The sequence below is a fragment of the Pseudomonas sp. SbOxS1 genome (assembly GCF_013416725.1).
Classification (GTDB): Bacteria; Pseudomonadota; Gammaproteobacteria; order Pseudomonadales; family Pseudomonadaceae; genus Aquipseudomonas.
Genome location: NZ_JAAVXC010000023.1, coordinates 54487 through 78588, shown reverse-complemented (window position 1 = coordinate 78588; position 24102 = coordinate 54487). Strand labels below are relative to the sequence as shown.

Genomic DNA, 24102 nt, shown 5'->3' with positions numbered 1-24102 from the left:
AAAAAACGCCGGATAACCCTGGGGATTCCGGCGTTTTGCATTGAGCGTTGAACGAATTCAGATGGGGGCACGGGTACCGTGGAACGAGCTGATCTGCCAGCCCTCGGCGCCGAACGTCCAGACCTGCGTGGCAAACCCTTCACCGCGAATCGACTGGTCGCCGCCACGCTTGCGTAACGTGTTGCATTGGGTACCCGTCATCACCGCCAGGTGGTCTCCGTAAAAGCGGACCAGCAACTCGCCGCGCTCAATGTCCAGATACTGAACGGCGCTTCTTGCATACTCCAGATAGTCCGCCTTGCCTTGCACCAATCCGGTGGTGTGCACATACACCAGGTCATCCGCGAACAACTCGGCGACGCGTGGGTAATCCTCTTCAACCAATGCCCGGCGACGTTCTTGCTCCAGTGCCAGGAGTTCGGTTTTAACAGCTGTGGTAGTCATGTGAATGGCTCTCTGTGGGTGATGAGCGCGCACCATAGACTCAGGATTCAAGGTATAAAAATCGTCGATCCCGATGCCTGCCATCGTTACTCGCGATACCCGGGCATTGATCGTGCTCATCGCGGCGAAGGCCCCATGCATGTTGGCGTGCAGCAGCTATCGACCCCATCAATACGCGGGCATTGATGCAAGTTGCTGGTCGAATCCATGGCCGCGCCCTAGCCTCGCTTTGCATAACAAACAGCAAAGTGAAAACGCCATGAATGCCCTGCACCTGAAATGCCAGACCCTGTTCGACGGTACTGGCCTGAACACCCGTCAACAGCAAACGCTGGTCGTTGAAAACGGCCTGATCTCGTATGTCGGCCCGACGGCCATGGCGCCGCAGCCGCAATCGGGCGACACCGTCCTGGACGCTGGCGACAACTTTGTCATGCCGGGTCTGGTGGACGTGCATACCCATTTGGCCTTCGGCAATGCGCAGAGCGAAGAAGACATCGATATCTGGACCAGTGACGAATTCCGAGCGCTGCGCGGTATGTTTTTCGCTCAACATGTGCTGGCTGCTGGCGTCACCAGCATGGTTTGCCCCGGCGATAGCGGCCAGCTCAGCATCGCAGTTCGCAATGCGATCGCTGCGGGTCTGTTCGAGGGACCGCGCATCGCCGCCAGCAGCAGGGTCATCACCAATCGGCAGAGCCTCAATGACTGGTTTCCCAGCCGCGTGGGCGCTCCCGAATATTTCACTGCGCGCCTGGTCACCAGTCGCAGTGAGGCATTGGCAGAAATACGCAAGCAGGCCAAGGATGGCGTAGACCTGATCAAGATCGCCATGGACGGCACCCACCGTCGGCCGAACGGCGAAATCATCGCCGCATTCACCGCAGAAGAAACCTATGAGATGGTTGAGGAAGCCCACCGCCTTGGCTGCAAAGTGGCAACCCATGCCTATGGTCGTGAGGCAGTGATGTACGCCGCACGTGCCGGGGTCGACCTGGTATTCCACGCCTTTTACATGGACGACGCTTGTATCGAGGCCTTGCTCAAGGCCGGCAGTATCCTCGCGCCGACCATGACCTTCCCGCAGAACACCGTGGACTTTTGTCAGCCTCACGACCCGGCCATCAGTACCGGATATTCCGGGTACTGCGCACGCACACTGGAAGTCGGATCGGCGGTGCTCAAACGCGCCAAGGCCGCCGGTGTGCCTTTCGCCTGTGGCAGTGACAGCGGTTTTGCCGTGACGCCTTATGGCGAGTGGCACGCCCGTGAGCTGGAATTGCTGGTTACTCTTTTGGGTTTCACCCCCGCCGAAGCGTTATATGCCGCCACCGCCGTCGGCGCACGTTGCATGCCGCGCAGTGAAACCATCGGCTCCCTGGAAGTCGGCAAGCAAGCTGATTTCCTGTTGCTCGACGGCTCACCGTTGCGCGACATACGCATCCTTCAAGACCGCTCGCGCCTCAAGGCCGTGTACAAGGCCGGTCAACCGGTGCGCATGGAGCGCAGCCCCTACAATCCAAAGCAAGTGTCTGATTTCAACTCGTTGAAATGGACTGACCTGTACACCCGTGACCGGGTTGCCCAATTGGGCAAGTGGGCCGTATGAAGAGCGACGTCATGCATACACTCACTCTACTCACAGCCATTCACATCGCCAGCAGCGCTATCCGCATCGCTCAAGAAACCGGGATCAAACCCTTGGCCGTCGCCGTGCTGGACGCGGCAGGGCATCCGTTGGCCGTCCTGCGCGATGAACAAGCCAGTTTTCTTCGCCCGCAAATCGCCACCGGCAAGGCGCGGGGCTGCCTGGGAATGGGCTTTGGAGGACGAGAGCTGGCACGGCGCGCGCACACCATGCCGGCGTTCTTCGATGCGATCAACAGCCTGACCGGGGGCGAGGTCATTCCGGTGGCTGGTGGCGTGTTGATTCGCAATGCCGAGGGGAAGATACTCGGCGCCATCGGCATCAGCGGCGACACTTCGGACAATGATGAGCGCTGCGCTGTGCAGGGAATCGAGCAGGCCGGGCTGGTGGCCGATACCGGTGATCAGATGGTGGGTTGATCAAGCAATGCGGCCTGCTCCGACAACAGGCCGCGAAACCACATCATCGCCGGGTCGTGCTCCTGATACGGGTGCCATTGCAGCACTTGCACGGCCTGCGGAAAAGCCACTGGTGCGGGGTGAATGCGCAACGGATAACGCTTGGCAAAACGCTGCGCCTGACGGCGAAACACCGTGGCGATTCGCGCGGTACCGACAATGAACTCCGGCATCAGGGCGAAGCTTTCAACGGCTACCGCCACACGCCGGTGAACACCCTGCTCATGGAGATGCATGGCATCCATCGCCAGGTTTCGCCCGTCGGCAAACTCACGCACCACGTGTTCGGCGGCGCAATAGGCAGCCAGGCTCAAACCCTCGGCGAACTGCGGCTGCTGTGCACAGACGATGCAACACAACTGGTCGCTCATCAACGGTACACGGGGGTAAGCCGGGTTCAATCGGCGCTGCGGCACAATTACACAGTCGCTGCGACGATAGTCGAGCGCTTCGCTGACCACATCGCTGTCTCGCGGTACCGGCAAGTCCCGCAGGGTCAAACGCACACCCGGCGCGACGCGCGCCAACTCGAGACTGACCGCTGGCAAAAGCACCGCCGCCACGTAGTCGGAAGCCACCAGGGTAAATTGCCGAATGCAGTGGGCCGGTTCAAAGTTTACCGGTGCATCGATAATCTCCCGCGTCAGCGCGAGGGCTTCTTGTACCTTGGGCAACAGCGCCAGCCCCAGGGCAGTGGGCTCCAGACGCCGCCCTACCTGAACCAGCAACGGATCATTGAAATGCTCGCGCAAGCGTCCAAGCGCCGAACTGGTCGCGGACTGACCCAGGCACAAGCGTTCAGCTGCCCTGCTGACGCTGCATTCGCTCAACAAGGCGTCCAGGGCAACCAACAGGTTCAGATCGAGGCGTCGATACCGCATGCTGTTTCCGTTTTAAATGGATGGATACATATATGACACCATCAATTTAACGCTCCAGGCATTGACCACGCCAATCGCATACTTCGTTAGGAGATATCGCGATGGAAAATACTATCTAAACAGCATCAAGGCAGGGACAGCGATCTTCGTCTGCGGGGCGACGAAGGACGCTATATATCTGCGAAATCACCTGCATCGTTGCGTCTTCGATCGTTCCTTCATTCCGGCATAAAACCCAGCCGTGATCTGCAATCGCTCGCTCGAACGCCTTGGTACAAGCGACCTGTTCTTCCAGCTTATGGATCACAGTACTGCTCAGCCCACGCCGTCGTGCCGCTGCCCTGGCCCATGAAATTTCAGGGTTGGTGACAACCCCAACATGCAGGTCTGGCACTTGTACGTTTCGATCAATGTTCAACTGTAGAATTTCCGCAAACGGGACTATCCGGCGAAACGCGGCATCAGATGGGTACCAGCGATCGATCAAGATGATGCTGCCTGGTGGCTGTTTAGCCAGCACGTTGTGGGAAATCCAGGCACGGCTATCGGCAAAGCGCTCACAAACCTGCAACTCCAGATCCCGGGTGGGATTTCTGACGAATTTGTTAACGAGCGTCATTGTTTCACCCCTGAAGGGATCGCTTTTTCTCTCGCACAGCCGGATCACCTTTTTGTTGGCTGCCCTCAGTACTTTAGTAACGGCCTCCAACAGTGTGGTTTTGCCGGCTCCCTTGGGCCCATCCAGAGAAACAAACAGCGGACGATTCATTCTTCACATAACGATTGATATACGGTTTTTTTGCCCGGTTCGTTCGCTGGAACCGCTTGGTGGGTCTATGCGAGTCGAGTGGAGGGTACTTATGAACAGACGAGCACTCTAACATCGCGGATCGAAGGTTGCTTCCAGCATCAGCGCCCTCTCCTGCTCGACCCCCATCGCCTCAGCCCAAGTCCACAGAAACAGGGGCCACGAGATGTCATCCTGCATTCAACCAGGTCGCGAAATACCGTGCTGGCGCAGTTTGCGATACAGCGTATTGCGGCTAATCCCCAGGCGTGCGGCAACACGAGCGATATGCCAGTGCTCCGCTTCAATCAACGTCAGCAGCGTCTGCCGTTCCGATACTCCCAGCGGATTTTCGGCCAACGCAACTGGCGTTGCCGGCAGCAACTCTGCCAGGTCGTCCAGGGTGACACGCCCGTCCAACGCCAACGCCACCAGCGTGCGCAGGCACGTACGCAGCTGCCGGACATTGCCCGGCCACGGTTGCTTCAGCAAGCGCTCCCTGACGCCCGCTTCCAGCCGAATCCTTGTACCTTTTGTCTCTTCGCGCAGCAGAAGGTCGAGCAAGCGGCCCTTGTCTGATCGTTCGCGCAGCGGCGGCAGCTGCACGGTGAAGCCGGCAATGCGATAAAACAGATCTTCGCGAAAGCGTCCTTCGGCTACGCAGGCGTGCAGATCCTGGTGGCTGGCACTGATCAGGCGTACGTCTAGGGGACGCGCCGTCGCGCCGCCCAGCGGCACCACCTGACGTTCTTCCAGCACACGCAGCAGGCGAGTCTGTAACGCCAGTGGCATATCGGCGATTTCATCGAGAAACAGAATGCCGCCATGGGCCTGTTCCAGCTTACCGATCATCCCGTCCTTGCGGGCGCCGGTGAAGCTGCCGCCGCGATAGCCGAACAGCTCGCTTTCGATCAGTGTCTCTGGAATGGCTGCGCAATTGATCGCCACAAACGGCTGGCCCGCCCGAGCGCTGGCGCGGTGCAGCGCCGCCGCAAAAGCTTCTTTGCCGGTACCGGTTTCGCCCTGTAGAAACACCGGAACGTCACGCTCCAGAACACGCAATGCGCGAGCAAAACCGCGTTGCAGGCGCGGGTCTTCCAGGCACACGTGCACGTCGTTGACGATGGGCGTTGGGGGAATGACCAAGGGCGGCTGGTGCGCGGGTTCTCGCAATTGACCGTAGAGCAGGCGTCCGTCCACCAGCCGCATGGGCCAACAGACGCTCGGCTGGGCGCTGGCCTGGCTCATCACCTGGTCGATAGGTGTTTCCAGCAGCATCGTCAGGGATTGCCCCACCACCTGGTCACGGCTGAGGCCCAACAGATCCAGTGCAGCCTGATTGATTGAACAGATACGGGCACTCTCGTCGAAACTGAGCAGGCCTTCACCCAGCAGCCCAACGAAGCCCGCCTCAGGGTGGAAGCGCAGCAAGTATCGCTGCGGATCATGCCCCAGGAAAAAACAGCTCTCTATCAACTTGGCGGACAGGTTGGTCAATGCCATGGCCTGGAAGTGTTGCTGAAGACTGTGGTCATCCCTCACCGAAGAGAGGTTGAGCACGGCCAGCAACTCTCCACGCGCATCGAATATCGGGCTCGCCGAACAGGTCAGGCCGACATGCTTGCCACGGAAATGCTCATCACGGCGGATGGTGACGTGCTGTCGCTCGACCAGGCAGGTGCCGACACCGTTGGTGCCCTCGCAATCCTCGCTCCATACCGAGCCAAGCCACAGCCCGGAACGCTGGAATTCCGCGCGTTCGGATTCGTTGAACACACTGTCGATCGCCACACCGCGGGCATCGGTGAGTAGCACCACGTGGCCGTCACGACCGAGTTGTTGGTGCAGGTTGCCCATCTGCCAGTGCGCCACGGCGATGATGTGTTCCAGTGGCCCACGGTGATCCTGCAAGCGTGCTTGTTCAACCACATTAGGTGCGCGGCGGCTGGCCGGATCGAGCTGATACTGATCCAGGCACCGGCGCCAGGATCGTGTGATGGCCAGGTCAGCCGTGGGGCTGTGGCTGGCGATAGTGCCCTGCACGGCTTGCAGCACTTGTTGTGCATGGGCGTTGATCAAGGCCGGCTTCATTGTTCTTGTTCTCCGTTACGGTCAGGACACGGGGCTGCTTGCAGCTTATATGAAAAGACGGCAACGAGCGTTTTTTGCACCGAGTGACACTCTGTCATCCCCCATTCCCGGATTCGTGACATAGATCCGCTTCCAAGCCTGAGCAGTACTGCGCCAACCGGTCTGCAACGAGGCTTTCAGGAAGATGGCCCGGGCTTTGCTCCAGGACGAGTTGTTACAAAAACAACAAGAACGGGAGAAGCCCATGAACATCGCTGTTGAAACACCTCTGCACACGCCCACTGCTCAACTCGCGGCCTGGGTCGAAAACCTCGGCGAGCGTCTCGCCCAACGTGATCTGGACGGCACGCTGGAACTGTTTGCCGACGAGTGTCACTGGCGTGACCTGCTACTGTTCAGCTGGAACCTGGTGACCCTGGAAGGCAAGCCTGCCATCCGCGACATGCTCGAAACACGCCTCGACCAGACTCGCCCCGGGCGATGGAAGCTGGAAGGTGAGGCGACGCTCAATAACGGTGTGCTCGAAGGCTGGATCAGCCTGGAAACCGAAGCGGCGCGAGGTAAAGGCTACGTGCGCCTGAAGGACGGCCTGTGCTGGACGCTGCTGACGACCATGCGCGAGCTCAAAGGCTTTGAAGAACTTAGCGGCCGCCGTCGTCCGATGGGTGCCAGTCATGGTCACGCCCATGCTGACAAGCGCAACTGGCTGGAGCGCCGTCGTGATGAAGAAGCTTCGCTAGGTATCACCACTCAACCCTATTGCCTGATTGTGGGCGGCGGCCAGGGCGGGCTGGGGCTCGCTGCGCGGCTCAAGCGACTGGGCGTGCCAACCCTGATCGTCGACAAGGCCGAGCGTCCTGGCGATCAGTGGCGCGGTCGCTACAAGTCGCTGTGCCTGCACGACCCGGTCTGGTACGACCACATGCCTTACCTGCCCTTCCCCGATCACTGGCCGGTCTTCACCCCAAAGGACCAGATTGGCGACTGGCTGGAAATGTACACCAAAGTCATGGAGCTCAATTATTGGCCGCGTACAGAGTGCGTGAGCGCCGGCTTTGACGAGCAAAGTGGCACCTGGAAGGTTGAAGTGCAGCGCGATGGCGAGCGTGTGACTTTACAGCCTGCCCAGTTGATCCTCGCCACCGGCATGTCTGGCGTACCCAATGTTCCGGTTTATCCGGGTGCCGAGGGTTTCCAAGGCCAGCAGCACCATTCCAGCCGCCATCCCGGCGGAGACGCCTGGAGCGGCAAGCGCGCGGTGGTCATCGGTGCGAACAATTCGGCTCACGACATCTGCGCCGACCTGGTGGAGAACGGTGCCGAGGTGACCATGGTGCAACGCTCCAGCACCCACATCGTGCGTTCCGACAGTTTGATGGAACTGGTCTTCGGCGGGCTCTACTCTGAAGACGCCCTGGAAACGGGCTTGACCACGGACAAGGCTGACATGCTGTTCGCCTCGATCCCCTACAAGGTGATGCCAAGCTTTCATCAACCCGTCTTTGACGCGATCAAGGAGCGTGACAAGGACTTCTACGAACGCTTGGCCAAGGCCGGCTTCATGCTCGATTTCGGTGACGACGAGTCTGGCCTGTTCATGAAATACGTACGCCGTGGTTCGGGTTACTACATCGACGTCGGCGCCTCTGAACTGATCGCCAATGGCACGATCAAGCTCAAGAGCGCGCCTGGCCTGGGTGTCGAGCGCATCGAAGCGGATGCCGTCGTACTCAACGATGGCAGTCGACTGCCGGCAGACCTGATCGTCTACGCCACGGGCTATGGCTCAATGAATGGTTGGGCAGCGAAGCTGATTTCCCAGGAAGTCGCTGACAAGGTCGGCCGCTGCTGGGGCCTGGGCTCTGGAACCACGAATGATCCTGGCCCGTACGAGGGCGAACTGCGGAACATGTGGAAGCCAACCCAGCAGGAAAACCTCTGGTTCCACGGTGGCAACCTGCATCAGTCACGGCATTATTCGCTGTATCTGGCGCTGCAGTTGAAGGCGCGCTTCGAAGGGATCAACACATCCGTCTACGGCCTGACCAAGAGTCACCACACTGGCTGAGTCAAATGGCGCCCAGCCGTGGTTGGGCGCCATCCTGGCCCTCTCGTTCTTCATCGAACGCCATCGAGTCGTGCGTATAATGCTTTTCCTTTCAACTGCTTAAGCTGTCCAATGAAAAAACTGCTCGCCATAGTAGCGCTGTCGCTCTCGGTCATTACCCCCGCCTTTTCAAGCCCTCCATCCACCTTTTCCGAAGCCAAGGTCATCGCAAAGCAGAAGATCTACCTCGACCAGGCGAACAGCCCCATGGGCGAGCTGTATTGCGGCTGCAAATGGACGTGGGTAGGCAAGTCGGGTGGCCGTATCGATGCCGAGTCATGCGGTCTCAAGGCCAGGAAACAAGAGAATCGCGCGGAACGGACTGAGTGGGAACACATCGTTCCAGCCTGGACGTTCGGTAACCAACGCCAATGCTGGAAGAACGGGGGGCGCGAGCACTGTGTGGACGATGATCCTGTGTTTCGAGCCATGGAGGCAGACCTGTTCAACCTCTACCCCTCTGTTGGAGAGGTGAACGGCGACCGCAGTAATTTCAACTACGGCATGGCCTCCGGGGTAGCGCCGCAGTATGGGCAATGCAAGACGCGGGTTGATTTCGACCAACGTGCGGCGGAACCGCGTGACGAGGTCAAGGGGTTGGTCGCAAGGACAACCTTCTACATGTTCGACCGATACAATCTGAGCATGTCACGTCAGCAGCAACAGCTACTGATGGCCTGGGACAAGCAGTACCCGGTTTCGTCCTGGGAAAAAGAGCGCGATCGTCGCATTGCCGCAATCATGGGGCACTCCAATCCGTTTGTAACTGGCGAGCGCCGATGGTCGCAAGGATACAAGGCGGTTGGTGATGGGGTGGTGAGCGCCGTTCCAGTCAACCCTGCGCGCGCACCCGTCCAGCAAACTCTTGCGAGCGCAGCCGGGGTGGGTTCTATCGTGGGTAACCGGAAAAGCCAGGTCTACCACCTCTCGACGGGGTGCCCTGGGTATGGTCAGGTGTCTGAAAAAAACCAGATATCCTTCACCTCGGAATCCGAGGCCCAGGCTGCAGGATATCGAAAGGCAGGAAACTGCAAGTAGTTGCTGCCTGTTGAAAGTCGGCCTCGCGAAACCGGGGCCGACACCTGAAATAAGGAGACCCCTGTGAGAAAGCCCCCTATGAAAATCATCATCGAAGAATGGGATGGTGACGGTGCGATCCGGATTCCCGATGAAGCGCTGCAGGAGCTGGAGCTGGATGTCGGCGACGCTGTTTACCTGATTGAAGAATTTGTCGGTAATACGCGATGCCTGGTCCTGTCAAAAAAGGCTCAAATCGCAGATCGAATAGACGAGCTCACTGAAGCCTGGGGTAGCGAACCACACGTCAGCGCCGAGGACAAATAAGGAAGCTACTCCACAGTGTGACTACCTTTTGCGCCGGAATTGAGGAATCTCCAAACCCAGGCTTTCGCGCAAGGTAGTCCCTTCATACGCCCTGCGGTATACCCCCCGCTCCTGCAACAGCGGTATGACCTCGTGGGTAAAGCGGTTGAACTGCTCCGGGTGCCCGATGTAGATGTTGAAACCATCCACCGCACGCGCTTCGAACCAATCAGCCATCTTCTGCGCAACGGTGTCAGCCGCTCCGACGAAAGCGCCCGGGCGCAACTGTCGACCGAACTCGACGGCCTGGCGCAGTGTGAAACCTTTCTCACGTGCCTGGTCGGCGATACGTTTGGCCGCGGTGAAAAAGCTGCTGCGCGCAGACTCCAGGCTCTCCTGAGGGAACGGCGCATCGAGGTCGTACTGGCTGAAGTCATGCCAACCGAAGTTGCGGCCAAATTCCTTCAGTGCGAGTTCAAAGCTATGGTCGGCCTGATGGTAGTACTGCTCGATTTCACGCGCATGCTCATCGGTGTCACCCACATGGATTTCGGCACCGGGCATTACCAGTAATTGCTCAGGATCGCGGCCAAGTCGCTGCGCCCTGCCCTTTATATCGCGGTAGAACGCCTGGCCCTGTTCGATGCTGGCGGCATGGGTGAAGACCACATCTGCAGTGGCGGCGCCCAGGTCCCGGCCCTGCTCCGAATCGCCGGCCTGGAAGATCACCGGCTGGCCTTGATGGGAGCGTTGAATGTTCAGCGGGCCGACTACAGAGAAGTATTCGCCCTTGTGATTCAGACTGTGCAGTTTGCCTGGGTCGAGAAACTGGCCCGTCGCCCTGTCGCGCACGAACGCATCCTCTTCATAGGAGTTCCACAGGCCCTGGACAACCTCGACATGTTCGGCCGCCCGGCCGTAACGGGTGTCGTAATCGTAATGCTCGTCGCGACTGTAATTGCCGGCGGTGCCGGCATCTCCGCTGGTGACGACGTTCCAGCCCGCACGGCCTTTGCTGATCAGGTCGAGTGAGGCCAGGCGCCGCGCTACATTATAGGGCGAGTTGTAGGAAGTCGTCAGCGTACCAACCAAACCGATGTGGCGAGTGCTCACGGCAATCGCTGACAGCAGCGTCAGTGGCTCCAGGCGATTGAGGTAGTGGGATGGCGACCCAGGCGTAATGAACTGGCTGTCGACGATAAACATCAAGTCGAACAGTGCCGCCTCGGCCTGGCGCGCAATGTCGATGTACCAATCGACATTGACGCTGGCGTCGGCTGGCAATTGCGGATCAAGCCACAGGTTGTGGCGGCCTGGCCCACCACAGCCCATTGTCAGGGCGCCCAGTTTGAGTTGTCTTTTTGTCATTTCAAACATATTCCTTATGCATCAATGCGGGCTGAAGCGTTCAGGGCCGGGCGTTGGACGTGGCTGGTTGCAAGGACGCAGCGAATGAGTTGTCGAACAGGTTGGCTGCAGGGTAGGACTTTACAAAACCAAGGCTTGCGAAAAAGTCCACGGTCTTCTGCGCCTCCACAGGTACCTGAGGGTTCAGTGGCTCGACGGTTGTTCGCGCCCGGGCAAACCAGGCACGGGCGATTTCAGCGTCGGCTCGAGTGCGTTTGGCCCATGCATCAGCATAAGCGTCAGTATTGGCTGGGTTCTGTAGCGTCCATTCACGCGCTTTCCTCAGACGCTGGAGAAAATCACTGATTTGCTCGCGCTTGGCGTCGACTGAATTGGCGTTGGCGGCGATGAAGCTCTGGGCCGGGATCAACCCATCAGCCGTGGCCAGGATCCGCGCACCCTGCCGTTCCTGCTGCGTGACGTAGGGTTCCCAGGTCGCGATGACGTCAACGGAGCCACCGTCCAGCGCGTGGGAGGCATCCAGCGCGCTGAGGTAGCGCAGATCCAGCGAGTCTCGTGGAACGCCCGCGTTATCCAGCGCGGTCAGCAGTAGCTGCTGGCTCCAGGAGCCTTTCCAGATGGCGGCGCGCTTGCCTTTCAGGTCCGCAAGGCTGTGGATCGACGAGTCCTTTCTTACCAGAATCGCCACACCGTCGAGATTTTGCCGGCTCGCTGCAATCACCTTGATCGGTGCCCCCAATGCACCGAGGAACAGCGCTGGGGCATCACCCAGCAACCCGATATCCAGGCTGCCGACATTGAGCGCCTCGGCCACAGGCGACCCTGCAGTGAATTGCTTCCACTCAAGGGTATAAGGCAAATCGTCAAGCACCCCTGCCGCCTCCATCACGGCCTGGGCGTTGTAGCTTTGGTCCCCCACCACCAGCGTTTGCGCGTTCGCAGCAAGGCACAGCAAGGCAGCGGCCATCCCGGCCGCCAGTTTCGTCAGGTAACGCACGTTCGTCTCCAGATGCCTTCTCAGGCAATTCAGGTCGATCCGCGCGCGCGGTCTCGGTACTATTTCGTAATATGGGAAGAGCCGATCACGGCTCTACAGGCATGCCGAAGCGTTATGCTGCTTATACGATGAGGCCATAACCATCACACGTAAAATACTCAATACGCATAACGTAATTCCATATAAATGCAACAACCGCATGAAGTCGCGACACTGCCTTTGCTGTAAGTGAAGCTGCAAGAGGTTTGTCAGGTTCTAAACAAGCAGCATTTGGCACAACTCACGAACATATCCGCCCACGACCCTGGTGCGACAAGAGGATCATCAATGCAGGTTTCCATCACCCAGGAAGATCATTGGGTCAACACGCCGTATGGGCAGGTGTTCGCACGCTGCTGGTATCCGGGCAATCACGGGTCGGCTGCGCAAACAGCGCCCATCATTTTGTTCCACGACTCGCTGGGGTGCGTGGAGCTGTGGCGTGACTTCCCTTCCCTGCTGGCCAAGGCAACCAACAGGAATGTCGTGGCTTATGATCGTTTAGGCTTTGGTCGTTCAGACCCTCATCCAGGCGATTGGTCCAACGACTTCATTCGCGAAGAAGCCCAGCGTTACTTTCCGTTCGTGCGTGCAAGCCTGGGCATCGAGCGCTTTATCGCCTTCGGCCATAGCGTCGGCGGTGCCATGGCGACTCATTGCGCCGCGTTGTGTCCCGAGGATTGCCTGGCCCTGGTGACCGAATCTGCCCAAGCCTTTGTCGAGGAGCGGACTGTTTGCGGTATCCGCATTGCCAAAGCGCAGTTCCAGCAACCAGGGCAGATCGAGCGTTTGCACAGATACCACGGTGATAAGGCGCAATGGGTATTGGATGCCTGGACGCAAACCTGGCTTTCCCCCTCCTACGCCGATTGGACCATCGAAAAGCAACTCGCGCCGATCCAGTGCCCTATGCTGGTCATCCATGGCGCGGACGATGAGTTCGGTTCGACGTTGCATCCCCACCGTTATGCCAGCCTCGCTTGTGGGAAGATCGAGATGCTTGTAATCAGCGATTGCCGACACGTTCCGCACAAGGAAAAAACCCAGGACGTGATTGATGCAGTTTGCCGTTTCCTGTAGATCGGCATCTCACTTTTCAAGCGTTCTCTCCTACCCACTCCGCTGCACCTCTTCTACCTCTACTTGCTACCCATAGCAGACGCTGATCCCTGCCAACAAGGGAGGTGCCTGCCATTGGGTTGGCACGCGAACATGACTGCAATGCGCGAGTTGCGCCGGTCCGGCAGTCAGTTGCCCAGATAACAGGCTGCTCACCGAACGTGTTGATTTGTTCATCATGCTATTGGAGGAGGCAAGCCTTGAAACAACTGACACCTTTGGACGCCCAGTTCTACTATTCCGACGCCACCCATCAACCCATGGTGGGGGGCAGCCTGTGGATTTGCGACCAACGCACCGCACCCAACGGGCTGGTCCGGCACAAGGACATCATCCGCTACATCAACAATCGCCTGGGCAGCACCTCATTGTTTCGCCGACGGCTGCAGCACGCGCCCTTCTGGCTGGACGATCCCTACTGGGTGGAGGACAAGAGTTTCGACCTGGAGTACCACATCCGCCACGTCGGCCTGCCACAACCTGGCGACTGGCGGCAACTGTGCATATTCGCGGCGCGGTCGATGTCGCGCACCCTTGACATGGGCCGCGCGCCCTGGGAGCTCACCATCATCGAGGGGCTGAACAACGTGGAAGGCGTGGCACCCGGCAGCTTTGCCCTGCTACTGCGTTTTCATCACGCCTACATCGATGGCAAGGCTGGCATCGAGATCAACAATCTGCTGATGAGTGATCAACCTGAACTCGATGAGAGTCCTTACCGGCAACCTTACAACGATCGCCTGCCCAGTCGCGCGCACATGTGGGGCAAAACCGTTCCCCGCTTGTTGACCCAGCCTCTGCGCAGCTTGCGCGCCAGCTACAGTGCGTCCAGGGCAGGACTGAATTTGCTGACCCGGCTGCGCGCAGAGAACCGACCGGCCCAGAAGAGCATTCCCAGCACCGTGTTCAACGCCCAGGTCTCACCGCACCGGACCTTTGGCGGATTGTCCTGGAAGCTCGACGAGATCAAACAGGTCCGCCGCTGCGCCAAGGGAGCCACGCTCAACGACGTCATCCTGGCCATTATCGCCGGCGGGCTGCGGCGCTACCTGGAACGCCGCGAGGCGCTTCCCGCCGAGCAGTCGCTAGTCGCAATGTGTCCGGTAGCGATTCTCTCCGAGGAAGCCCAGCGCACCGGGAATCTGGTGTCCGGCATGCTGATCGGCATAGGCACGGATATCGAGGATCCCGTCGAACGGCTGCAGTCGATCCTCGAGCGCACGCAGTCGGGGGCCGAGCTGGCCCGTGATGTGGTGTATGAACTGATCGTTTCAATGGGGGACCTGGTACCTGCGCCGATGCGCATGCTGGGTGGCTGGATGGGGAGTCACTGGCGTCATGTCGGCAAATACCATTTGTGCAACACCCTGATCACCAACTTCCCGGGCCCCATGGGCAAGGCACGCAAGTACTTCGCCGGTGCCGAGGTGCAAGCACTCTATTTCGTCCCGCCAATCGCAGACGGCATGGCGCTCAGCCATGCCGTCACCAGCCTCTACGACCAGATCATTCTCGGGGTGGGCAGCGATCGCGACGTCTTGCCTGATATGGACGTTTACATCGACTGCCTGCACCAATCCACCGAGGAATATTTGGCCCTGGGCCGGCAGTCAATGGAATCGGCCGCCAAGGAGCCTGCTGCAACGCCACCCCGCAAGCGAGCCATTCCCGCAGCCGCAGCCGCAGCCACCGACGCCGAGCAAGCCGGCCAGTAACGAGTGACCTGCAGGGATCGCCCCTCGCCCATGACCGTTGGAGAGAACAAACATGTTAAGGCACAAGACGCCGAGCGCTCGGCTGCATGAAAAAATGCGGCACTCGCGCAGCTATAAGGAGTGGGTCAACCACGCCTGCGCATTGGATGAACAGAGCGCAATGGACGACTGGCGCAGAAATGAAGTGTCCAGGGACTATGACCACCGCACCGTGCGCCAACGGCTGGAGCGCTTGAGCGTCCTGCGCCGTTCAGGCGCCTGCGCCGACCTGATGTTCGCGCTCAACGAGGGCATTCATGGCAACCTCGCCGGGATGGGCAAGGCCGGGCTTTACCGCCACGCCCGCATGGGCACCAAGCATTTGATCCACCAGTACATCGAAGAAGTCTGCCGGTCACTGCAAGCCATCGATGGCGTTGACGAGCAGGTGATTTCACTGGACGAGCGTCGGGATTTCTTCCTCCGTGCCAGCCAATGCTTCGGGCGTTCGGCATTGATGCTCAGCGGTGGCGCGATGCTCGGTTACTTCCACGTCGGAGTACTCAAGGCCCTTGTCGAGGAGGGCCTGCTGCCGAAGATCATTTCCGGTTCCAGTGCCGGTTCACTGATCGCAGCCATCGTCTGCACTCACCGTGATGATGAGTTGCTCGAGCACCTGCTGCCCGAGCGCCTGACCATGACGTACGCCAGGTCCGAGGCCAAGCGAAGCTCGCGCCTGAATGCCCTGGTGCAGGCGCAGGACGTCAACAGCCATGTGCAGGGACTGATTCCCGACCTGACGTTCGCCGAGGCCTACCAGGTCAGCGGGCGTCATCTGAACATCACGGTCACAGGGCTTGAGCCGCAACAGGCGCCCCGGCTGTTGAACGCCATCACGGCACCCAATGTCTTGATCCGTTCGGCGATCCAGGCCTCCACCGCCGTCATGGGCATTATTGCGCCGGTGACCCTGCAGGCCAAGGATGCCGCCGGCCATCAAGTGCCGTATCTTCCCGGACAGCGATGGATCGACGGCTCCTTTACCGACGACTTGCCCGCCAAACGCCTGGGCCGGCTCTATGGTGTCAATCACTTCATTTCCAGCATGGCCAATCCAGCGGCACTGCTCTTTACACCCAATCCCAATGCCCGGCCCGGTTTACTGAAAGGCGCATTGGAGCAACCCATCCAGCTCGGCAAATCCCTGGCAACAAGCCTGTTACGCCTGAGCAGAAATCACCTGCGCCTGCGTAACCCCGCGCTGGCCCGCTGGCAGCATCTGGGTTACAGCATGCTGGTGCAGGACTACACCGCCGATATCAACATATTTGTGGGCAAGCGTTGGCACAACCCGCTCAAGTTACTGACGCCGTTGCCTCTCCATCAGGTCAGGCAACTTGTCAAAGAGGGTGAACATGCCACTTGGGAGCGCATGGAGATGGTGCGCAATTGCACGGCGATCAGTAGAACACTCGAGCAAATCCTGATTCGTCGGGGGTGGCACTGATATTCACTTTGCCAATTGCGCTTGCGGGAATGCCCATTTGCCTTCAAGGATCGGCGCGCGTGGGCGATAGAGTCGCACCATGTAGTTCCAGCCTTTGGTGACAGGCAGGCAGTTCGGTACTTCGCCATCACAACCACCAAAGCGGACAGTCACCGTGCCGTCCGCGTCTTTTTTGGCCGTGATGTTGTTGATCGTGTAAGCGTTGAGAGCGTTCTTCTCGTAGTAACCACGGTCGTTGTAAACACTGATCGACCAGAACCCATCGACGGGCACCTCTGCAACCTTCAGCTCATAAACGGCCATGCCGTCATTCTTTTGCGGAACGACGTTGAGATAGATCGCATCCTGAGGGGCATTCGCGCCCCAGGCCGACGCCGCGCCGATCAGGTACTGCACGGGGTCAACCTGCTCTTTCGTGCCAAAAGCACGCCGGGTATCGGTCACGGTGCTCGCGAGAACCAGAAGCGCATCGCGCACCGTTGCCTGGCTCTTGTTATCCCAATTCGGGATCTCGAACTTGCCGGGGCCGCCCGGTTGAGAGACCTGTATGGCGTCTTGCAGCGCATGAACCCGCGCGAGATCGCCGGGATCGTTCGGATCGACCAGGGTACGTACGCCAGCGAGCACGTAGCGGGTACCGATTTTCTCCTTGTCGAGGGTATGCGCCCCGGCGCCATATTCAGTGGTCGTGTAGTGATCTTCGCTAATGATCTGTAGCGACATGAAACGCGGTCCCGCATCCGGCAACGTAATGGTGACGGGGCCCGCGTCGAGATCAAAAACGCGGGTCGAATACAAGGTATCCCGATTGCCCCGGATCACCGGCTGATGTTCGATTGGCAGGAGATCGCGAACATGGTGCCAGCCCGCAAACCCGCCGCCAGACACCGAGTTATTGAAGTACCGATCGGTTTCCGCGCGCACGAAATTGTCCACTGTCACCGGTACCGAGTTCTCGGCCAGACTGAATCCTGTTACGCAGGTGAGCGTCAACACCGCGATAAAAGTTCGCTTCATGGGCGCATTTCTCCTTTCTTGCTGCGCAGGTATTTTTTCCGGGTCCGCCAGGCCCCAATGATTGCTTTCAATCCGATAATGGAATGACCAGGGTCAACCAGGTGTTCCAGCCCTCTGCCCTATTCTTCGCGTCAAACTCGTAATAGCCCTTGAGGTTGGTGTACCAGAGGTCCTTGCCAACCTTGAAGAAGTGTCCCGCCTGGGGCCCGATGCCATTGACCCTGGATTTGAAGTCGCCAAAGGTGGCGCCGCTGCCGCTATCGCCGGTGACCTGATGGTAGACATAGCCGACAAGGCCCAGGTGAGTCTGGTCGTTGATGAAGTGGGAGGCGCTCAGGTCAAGGTGGGCATCGACGCCGTTCTGATAGTCGATATCGGTGTTTTCCCAGTTGTACGTCAGGCCCGCCACGGCGGAAAACTCGTTCTTCTTGTCAAAAAAGGTGTAGCCGCCTCCCGCATCCAGGGCGGCATGACCCAGGCCGATGTTGACCAGCCGATTGGGGTCGTAGGCGCCGACCGGAATGTCGCCCATGCTGTAGGCGATGAAATTGTGGACGCCATGGTTCCATTTCAGGGTGCCCATCACGTAGACATCGCTGCCACCCTTCAACGTGTCATCGGTGCTGCCGGAGAACTGCCGGCCACGAGGACCGGTCAGTGTGATATCGACACTGCCCTCGGAGCGCGCCACGGCCGCGCCCACCGCCAGGGCCGCTTGAGCGCCGAGCAACGGCTCGGCGAAGGTGTAGCTCGGGAAGGCGAACAGGATGTCCGCTGTGGCATCAAGGCCCACCGTGGTCAGTCCGCCCCGGGGAACGGGTTTGCTGGCGTCATCCTTGGCGTGGGCATGGTAGTAGATCAGCGGCAGGCTCAAGCCGGGCTCGGTGGGTACCGCCGCCAGCGCGCCGAACTGGCCCGGCAGCCAGAAACTGATACCGCCGTTATCGGCTTGGGCCATGATGGCCGGCAAAAAGGTTAGAACGCCCAGCGCAAATCTCTTTGCTGTTTTCATCAATGCCCTCGACTCACTGCAACGTCCTGACCTTGCAAGGTGGATACTGGCTTTCGACAATTACTTACACCCTAGCACCGCTTTGCGCGAGCGCCCCCTCTCCTGATGGGGGGCGCATTACACCTTGGTCCCCTTCCTAAAATGCGATTTCCAACAGCCAGAACAACAAACGGAGACCGCAATGAAGATGAATTTTTCCCGGGTCATGGCGCAGGTTGCGCAACGCTATGCGCATCAGGAAGCGCTGGTGAACGTCGAGCGCAATCGGCGTTATCGCTTTGATGAACTGCATCGGCTGACCAACCGCATCGCCAACACCCTGCGTACGCGCCTGCATTTGCAGCGCGGCGACACGGCGCTGTGCATTCTGGAAAACGACAACCTGTCGCTGCTGCATGCCTGGACGGCATTCAAGGGCGAAGCGGCGATTGCGCATACCAATTTTCGCGATTCCCTTGAAGAACACCGTTGGCAGGTCGAATTTATCGCCCCCAAGGTCATCTTCATCGAGACCGGGCTGTTATCGCAGTACCGCGACATGCTGTGCGCCAGTGGTGCGGTGGTGGTCTGCATGGATGAGCCACCGGCCGATTGCGGCTTCGCCCTGCACTTCTGGGCAGTGCTTGAGGGCATGTCGGAGGATGAGCCTGACGTTGAATCCGATGTCCATCGGGACACGCTCATCTTCCGTTTTACCGGCGGCACCACCGGCAAGAGCAAATGTGCCCGGTACACCATCGATAACTGGCTGGCAGCGCGGGATTCGATGTATGCCGACAGCGAGCAGAGCCAGGCCCTCAACGAGCACACCCGCTACCTGCACATCGCCCCCATCAGCCATGGTTCGGGGCTGTCGCTGTTGCCCACGCTGTTCCGTGGCGGCTGCACCGTCACCCAGAATGCCGCCGACCTCAAGGCCTGGTGCCGCAATGTCGAAGCCGAGCGGATCACCACCGCGCTCATGGTCCCGACGCTGGTGGGTTGGTTGCTGGAGCTGCCCGAGGCGTCGCACTACGATTTGTCCAGCTTGCAGACCCTCTATTACGGTGCGGCCCCCATGAGCCCGGTCAAGCTCAAGCAATCCCAGGAGCGCTTTGGCAACATCTTTTTCCAGTTGTACGGCGCCACCGAATGCGCCCAGGCGGTGTGCACCCTGACCAAGGCCGACCACCTGAGCGCGGCGGAGACCGGTCGCCTGGCCTCCGCTGGCCGGCCTGCCACCGGTATCGAGCTGAAGGTCGTCGATGAATCCGGCCATCGTGTCGCCACCGGCGTGACGGGCGAGATCTGGCTGCGCGGGCGTGGGACCATCAGCGGTTATCACAACAATCCCCAGGGTACGGCTGCCGAGTTCAGTGAGGGGTTCTGGAAGTCCGGGGACCTGGGTTATGTGGACGAGGCCGGTTATGTGTTCATCGTCGACCGCAAGAAAGACGTGATCATTACCGGTGGGTTTAATGTCTATGCCGTGGAAGTCGAAGCGACGCTCAATACCCATCCCTCGGTGTCCATGTCGGCTGTGGTTGGTATTCCCCATGACAAGTGGGGTGAGGCGGTGCATGCCGAAGTCGTGGTTAAACCGGGAATGGCGGTCGATGAAGAAGAGCTGATTGCCCTGGTCAAGGAGCGCCTGGGTCGCTTCAAGGCGCCCAAGTCGGTGAAGCTGGTTGAGGCATTGCCGTTGAGTGCGGTTGGCAAGGTGCTGCGTCGACAGGTGCGTGAGCGGTATTGGGTGGATCAGTCGCGGCGGGTTTCTTGAGGTTTTTTTTGCGGTGGTGTGTATATCCATTGCTGCGGTAACGGCGGCTTATGGTTTCGCCCTTACGGCGACTCACTTTTCCAAACGCCGAAAAGTAAGCAAAAGGCTTTGCCCCACCACTTGGTGCCTCGGTTAGGCTCGGCATGCCGTAACGAAGGCATTGCTCCGTGGGTCGCCGCGATGGGCCGTCCCTGGCGCGGCTAAACCGGCGTCCTGCCGGTTTCCCCACTGCGCAATGCCTGCGTTCGGCCATCGTGTTTAACGGGGCACCCAGATCAAAAACAAAAGCGAGGCGGCCTGATAGCCGACCTGACTTTTGCAGATATCCCCAATCCCCTGTGGGAGCCAGCCTGCTGGCGATGGACGTCAACGATAACGCGCCCTATCTGGATGAACGCGTTGCTTGGAAGTCCATCGCCAGCAGGCTGGCTCCCACAATGGGATCGTGGAAAAACCTGCAATCAGGTCGGCTGTCAGGCCGCCTTCGCCGGCAAGCCTGGCTCCTACAAAGAAAGTGAATCGCCGCAAGGGCGAAACCACCAGCCACCGTGACCGCAGAATCAAAAAAAAAACGGAACCGCCCAAGTCGGTCCCGTTTCGCAACAACGATCAGTCCAGCAGCAATCAGCGCACCCCAGCCCCCGCCAGGCTGTCGGAAGACCAGCCATTATCCGGACTGAGCTTGTCCATGACCTGCACGCCGGCCTTGCCTGGCCACACGTTGATGTAATAGGTGCCCGCAATCAGGTCGTAGTGGCCGGCGGTGCTGTTGACGGCAACGGCGTCATACATCTGGTGGACGTAGCTGAAGCCAGGACGCCACAGTTGACCGCGGCCGTCGTACTGATCCACTGCGACGGCGGTCCAGCTGTCTTCGTCGATGTAGAAGGTACGCTTGGAGTAGATGTGACGCATGCCGGGCTTGAGGGTCGCCTCGACCACCCAGACACGATGCCGCTCCCAGCGCACCAGGTCCGGGTTGATGAACTTCGATCCAAACACCTGCTCAGGATTCTCGGCGTAGGCGAAGCGGTAGGCGTTGTACGGAACGTACATCTCCTTCTTGCCTGCCAGTTTCCAGTCGAAGCGGTCCATCCGGCCGTTGAACAGGTTGATGTCGTCGATGGTGGACATGCCTGAGGTACTGGCGTTCGGCGTGTCGTAGGCCAGGTCGGGGGCCAGGCGCACGCGACGTTGCCCAGGCAGGTACTGATAGGCCTTGCGCCCGCGTTCGGTGGCGGTGTAGTCGAAGGTCATCACCGCTTCGCCAGCACGCCGTGCCGGGCCGCTGTAGTTGGCACGGGCGCGGGTCAGCAGAATGTCGTCGCCCGTTTTCGACGTATCGTAGTAAGGCATCTCGTAGGTCCAGCGACCCAGGGTGGACGTGACCAGCTTGCCCGCCGCGTCCACATTGTAGGCGCCGTACTTCGGCGCGATCCAGGCCAGGCCCTGGTAACGTGCCAGGTGGTTGAACATCACTTCGATGCCGGTCTTGGGAATCGGGAACGGTATGCCGGCGTGGGCGCCTTGCAGCGTCTCGTCATTGTTGGTCAGCGTGGCGCTGGTGGCGTTCTTCAGCGTGTTGTCCTGCACGAACTGCGGATAGCCCACGGTGCGATGGGTCGGATACACGTCGACGCGGAAGCCCGGCAGCTTCTTGATCAGTGCCTTGGTGCCTTCCGTGAGCTTGTCGCTGTAGGTGTCCACGTTACCGGCGTTGATCGAGAACTGCGGTTTTTCATTGGCGAAAGGATCGGGGCGAATGCCCGTGGCCTTGTCGAAACCGGCGGGCGCGGTCTTCAGCCCGCCGGTATAGGCCGGAACGGAACCATCGGCATTACCGGCCATCTCGGCACCCACGGATGTCAAGGTGGTGCCCAACTGCTTGGCTTCCTGCTCTGATACGGCTGCATGGAGCACGCCTGCATGGGCGGCCAGCAGGCCGACCGCAATCAGGGTTCTTGTGACTTTAATCATGTCTCCAACCTCTAGGATGATGGTTTGAGCGTCTTCTCAAGCACGCCCTGGCCTTCAGGGAACTGCGGAAAATCGTCCCGTCCCGGCAGTGTTTTTTTAACCAACACCCCCCTGTCTGCGCCCCCCCCTTATTGGCGCACAAAGGGAGGGGCAGGCCTGTCATCGGGCTGGAAACGCAAACGCCACGCGGCATCGGCATGCGCGTGGCGTTTTGTCTAAGCTGTGTGGCGGGCGTTATGCCTCAGGCGAATACCCGAAGGATGGTCTCGGCCACGCAGGCCGGTTTGGTGACGCCCTCGATCTCAACGGTCATCTCGTAGGTTATCTGCGCTCCGTTACCTTCCAGCGGCTCGAAGGACAGCACCTTGAAATGCCCGCGCAAGCGACTGTCCACGGGTACAGGCTGGACAAAGCGCACCTTGTTCATGCCGTAGTTGACGCCCATCTTCACGTTGCGCAGTTCAAAGGCGTTGGTCATGAAGGTCGGCAGCAGGCTCAGGGTCAGGAAACCATGGGCGATCGTCCTGCCGAATGGCCCCTGGGCGGCGCGTTCGGGGTCGGTATGAATCCACTGGTGATCGCCGGTGGCTTCGGCAAAGGTATTGATGCGCTGCTGGTCGATGGCCACCCAGTCGCTGGTGCCCACGACTTCGCCGACGAGGCCTTGCAGTTCGGCCAGGGTTTCGTAGCTTTTCATTGTTGTTGTGCTCTCGATAGTCTGTTCAATAACGGTTTCAAGCGCGCAGTTGCGCCTGTAGCGCCGCCGCGCAAGCGGCTTCGTGGCTGTCGCTGCTGCCCAGGAGCAAGTCGGCGACGATGGCCCGTTTGTAGTAGTGCCCGACCAGGTACTCCTCGGTCATGCCGATACCGCCGTGCAACTGGATGCCCTGGCCGCAAACGGACTTGGCCGCACGACAGATGAGCATCTTGCTGCCCGAGACCGTCTTGTCGCGGCTGGCCTCGTCGTCGTTGGCCATGGAAGCCAGGGCCGCGTGCAGGCTCGACCGCGCCAGCTCCAGCTCCGCCGCCATATCCGCCATGCGGTGTTGCAATGCCTGGAAGGTACCGATGGGCACACCAAACTGTTGGCGCACCTTGAGGTAATCGGCCGTGACTTCGATGGTTTTTTCCATCCCGCCGATCAACTCTGCGCACAGCGCGACGATGCCGTGGGCCAGGCCTTGACGTAACCCGGACAGGCCTTGCTCCGCCTCGCCCAGCAAGGCTTCGGCGCCGACCTCGACCCCGTCGAAGTGCAGCTCCTGCACCCAGGTGCCGTCATGCAAGGGCAGCGTCTGGCACTTCAGGCCCGGGCGATCCGCGTCCACCAACAGCAGGCTGATGCCCGGTGCCTGTGGTATCTGCGCCGAGACGATGAACGCCTTTGCACCCACGGCGCCCAGCACCAGGGTCTTGTGCCCGGTCAGGCGAAAGCCGTGATCCCGGCGCTCGGCCTGCAGGGTGACGGGCAACGGCATGCCCCGCGACCCTGCCTCGCTGTAGGCCAGCGCGATGCGGTAGGTACCGTCGGCTAGTTGCGGCAACAGCCGCGTTTTTTGCGCCTCGGTGCCCACTGCCAACAGCGTCTGGGCCGCCAGCACACCACAGGCCATGAACGGCTCCAGCACCAATCCACGCCCTAGCTCCTGGGCAATGATCACGGTGTCCACCAGCGAGCCGCCAAGGCCGCCGTATTCTTGCGGCAACGCGGCCATCAGCCAGCCGTTGGCGGCGAACAGGTTCCAATTGTCGGCACTGCCGTTCTTGCCCGTCTTGAGCAGGGCAGTACGCGCCTCGAAACTGTAGGCCTTGTCTACATAGCGTCGCAGGCTGTCCTGCAACAGTTGTTGTTCCGAAGTGAATTCGAAATCCAT

20 protein-coding genes are annotated in these 24102 nt (G+C 59.8%); 9 read left to right on the top strand and 11 right to left on the bottom strand.

Features of this window, described 5'->3' with window-relative positions; genetic code table 11:
- Positions 1–57 precede the first annotated feature (57 nt).
- Positions 58–444, bottom strand: coding sequence for a nuclear transport factor 2 family protein (locus HFK74_RS19180; RefSeq protein ID WP_180204833.1), 387 nt, complete (start codon positions 442–444; stop codon positions 58–60).
- 259 nt (positions 445–703) lie between these two features.
- Between HFK74_RS19180 and HFK74_RS19175 the strand changes: the two genes are divergently transcribed.
- On the top strand, positions 704–2053 hold the full coding sequence (locus HFK74_RS19175; RefSeq protein ID WP_180204832.1) for an amidohydrolase family protein: 1350 nt from the start codon (positions 704–706) through the stop codon (positions 2051–2053).
- Positions 2054–2064: 11 nt separating this feature from the next.
- Complete coding sequence (locus HFK74_RS19170; protein WP_180204831.1) at positions 2065–2511, top strand: heme-binding protein; 447 nt, start codon at positions 2065–2067, stop codon at positions 2509–2511.
- Here HFK74_RS19170 and HFK74_RS19165 read toward each other — a convergent pair.
- The 3 genes from HFK74_RS19165 to HFK74_RS19155 form a co-directional block, all read right to left on the bottom strand.
- Positions 2496–3431, bottom strand: coding sequence for a LysR family transcriptional regulator (locus HFK74_RS19165; RefSeq protein WP_180204830.1), 936 nt, complete (start codon positions 3429–3431; stop codon positions 2496–2498). The genes HFK74_RS19170 and HFK74_RS19165 overlap by 16 nt on opposite strands.
- A gap of 115 nt (positions 3432–3546) precedes the next feature.
- Positions 3547–4200 (bottom strand): dTMP kinase, encoded by a 654-nt coding sequence (locus HFK74_RS19160; protein WP_180204829.1) that lies wholly within the window; start codon positions 4198–4200, stop codon positions 3547–3549.
- Positions 4201–4419: 219 nt separating this feature from the next.
- A complete protein-coding gene (locus HFK74_RS19155) occupies positions 4420–6309 on the bottom strand; it encodes a sigma-54-dependent Fis family transcriptional regulator (RefSeq protein WP_180204828.1) in 1890 nt (629 codons plus the stop codon).
- A 244-nt stretch (positions 6310–6553) separates the two neighbouring features.
- On the opposite strand from HFK74_RS19155, the gene HFK74_RS19150 reads away from it, so the two are divergent.
- From HFK74_RS19150 to HFK74_RS19140, 3 genes are all read left to right on the top strand, one after another.
- On the top strand, positions 6554–8377 hold the full coding sequence (locus tag HFK74_RS19150; RefSeq protein WP_180204827.1) for an NAD(P)/FAD-dependent oxidoreductase: 1824 nt from the start codon (positions 6554–6556) through the stop codon (positions 8375–8377).
- A 111-nt stretch (positions 8378–8488) separates the two neighbouring features.
- Complete coding sequence (locus HFK74_RS19145; protein WP_180204826.1) at positions 8489–9454, top strand: endonuclease; 966 nt, start codon at positions 8489–8491, stop codon at positions 9452–9454.
- Positions 9455–9517: 63 nt separating this feature from the next.
- On the top strand, positions 9518–9760 hold the full coding sequence (locus HFK74_RS19140; RefSeq protein ID WP_180204825.1) for an AbrB/MazE/SpoVT family DNA-binding domain-containing protein: 243 nt from the start codon (positions 9518–9520) through the stop codon (positions 9758–9760).
- Between the two features lie 21 nt (positions 9761–9781).
- Here HFK74_RS19140 and HFK74_RS19135 read toward each other — a convergent pair whose 3' ends face one another.
- The gene (locus HFK74_RS19135) at positions 9782–11107 is read right to left on the bottom strand and encodes an LLM class flavin-dependent oxidoreductase (RefSeq protein ID WP_180204824.1); all 1326 of its coding nucleotides are present in this window, start codon (positions 11105–11107) and stop codon (positions 9782–9784) included.
- A gap of 40 nt (positions 11108–11147) precedes the next feature.
- Positions 11148–12104, bottom strand: a complete 957-nt coding sequence (locus tag HFK74_RS19130; protein ID WP_180204823.1) for an ABC transporter substrate-binding protein — start codon at positions 12102–12104, stop codon at positions 11148–11150.
- Positions 12105–12431: 327 nt separating this feature from the next.
- Here HFK74_RS19130 and HFK74_RS19125 point away from each other — a divergent pair, with 327 nt between their 5' ends.
- From HFK74_RS19125 to HFK74_RS19115, 3 genes are all read left to right on the top strand, one after another.
- The gene (locus tag HFK74_RS19125) at positions 12432–13223 is read left to right on the top strand and encodes an alpha/beta fold hydrolase (protein ID WP_180204909.1); all 792 of its coding nucleotides are present in this window, start codon (positions 12432–12434) and stop codon (positions 13221–13223) included.
- A gap of 239 nt (positions 13224–13462) precedes the next feature.
- Positions 13463–14977 carry a wax ester/triacylglycerol synthase family O-acyltransferase gene (locus HFK74_RS19120; RefSeq protein ID WP_180204822.1) on the top strand — a complete coding sequence of 505 codons (1515 nt, stop codon included), beginning with the start codon at positions 13463–13465 and terminating at the stop codon, positions 14975–14977.
- Positions 14978–15029: 52 nt separating this feature from the next.
- Positions 15030–16463: a DUF3336 domain-containing protein gene (locus tag HFK74_RS19115; protein WP_180204821.1), complete on the top strand. Its 1434-nt coding sequence runs from the start codon at positions 15030–15032 to the stop codon at positions 16461–16463.
- Between the two features lie 3 nt (positions 16464–16466).
- Here HFK74_RS19115 and HFK74_RS19110 read toward each other — a convergent pair whose 3' ends face one another.
- The gene (locus HFK74_RS19110) at positions 16467–17480 is read right to left on the bottom strand and encodes a DUF1254 domain-containing protein (protein ID WP_180204820.1); all 1014 of its coding nucleotides are present in this window, start codon (positions 17478–17480) and stop codon (positions 16467–16469) included.
- 67 nt (positions 17481–17547) lie between these two features.
- Entirely contained in the window at positions 17548–18492 is a 945-nt protein-coding gene (locus HFK74_RS19105) for a transporter (RefSeq protein WP_257230363.1), read from the bottom strand.
- A 181-nt stretch (positions 18493–18673) separates the two neighbouring features.
- On the opposite strand from HFK74_RS19105, the gene HFK74_RS19100 reads away from it, so the two are divergent.
- Positions 18674–20251, top strand: a complete 1578-nt coding sequence (locus HFK74_RS19100) for an AMP-binding protein (protein ID WP_180204819.1) — start codon at positions 18674–18676, stop codon at positions 20249–20251.
- A gap of 624 nt (positions 20252–20875) precedes the next feature.
- On the opposite strand, the gene HFK74_RS19095 is transcribed toward HFK74_RS19100, so the two are convergent.
- The 3 genes from HFK74_RS19095 to HFK74_RS19085 form a co-directional block, all read right to left on the bottom strand.
- Positions 20876–22228, bottom strand: a complete 1353-nt coding sequence (locus tag HFK74_RS19095) for a DUF1329 domain-containing protein (RefSeq protein WP_180204818.1) — start codon at positions 22226–22228, stop codon at positions 20876–20878.
- Positions 22229–22469: 241 nt separating this feature from the next.
- Positions 22470–22925, bottom strand: coding sequence for a MaoC family dehydratase (locus HFK74_RS19090; protein WP_180204817.1), 456 nt, complete (start codon positions 22923–22925; stop codon positions 22470–22472).
- A 37-nt stretch (positions 22926–22962) separates the two neighbouring features.
- Positions 22963–24102 (bottom strand): acyl-CoA dehydrogenase family protein, encoded by a 1140-nt coding sequence (locus HFK74_RS19085; RefSeq protein ID WP_180204816.1) that lies wholly within the window; start codon positions 24100–24102, stop codon positions 22963–22965.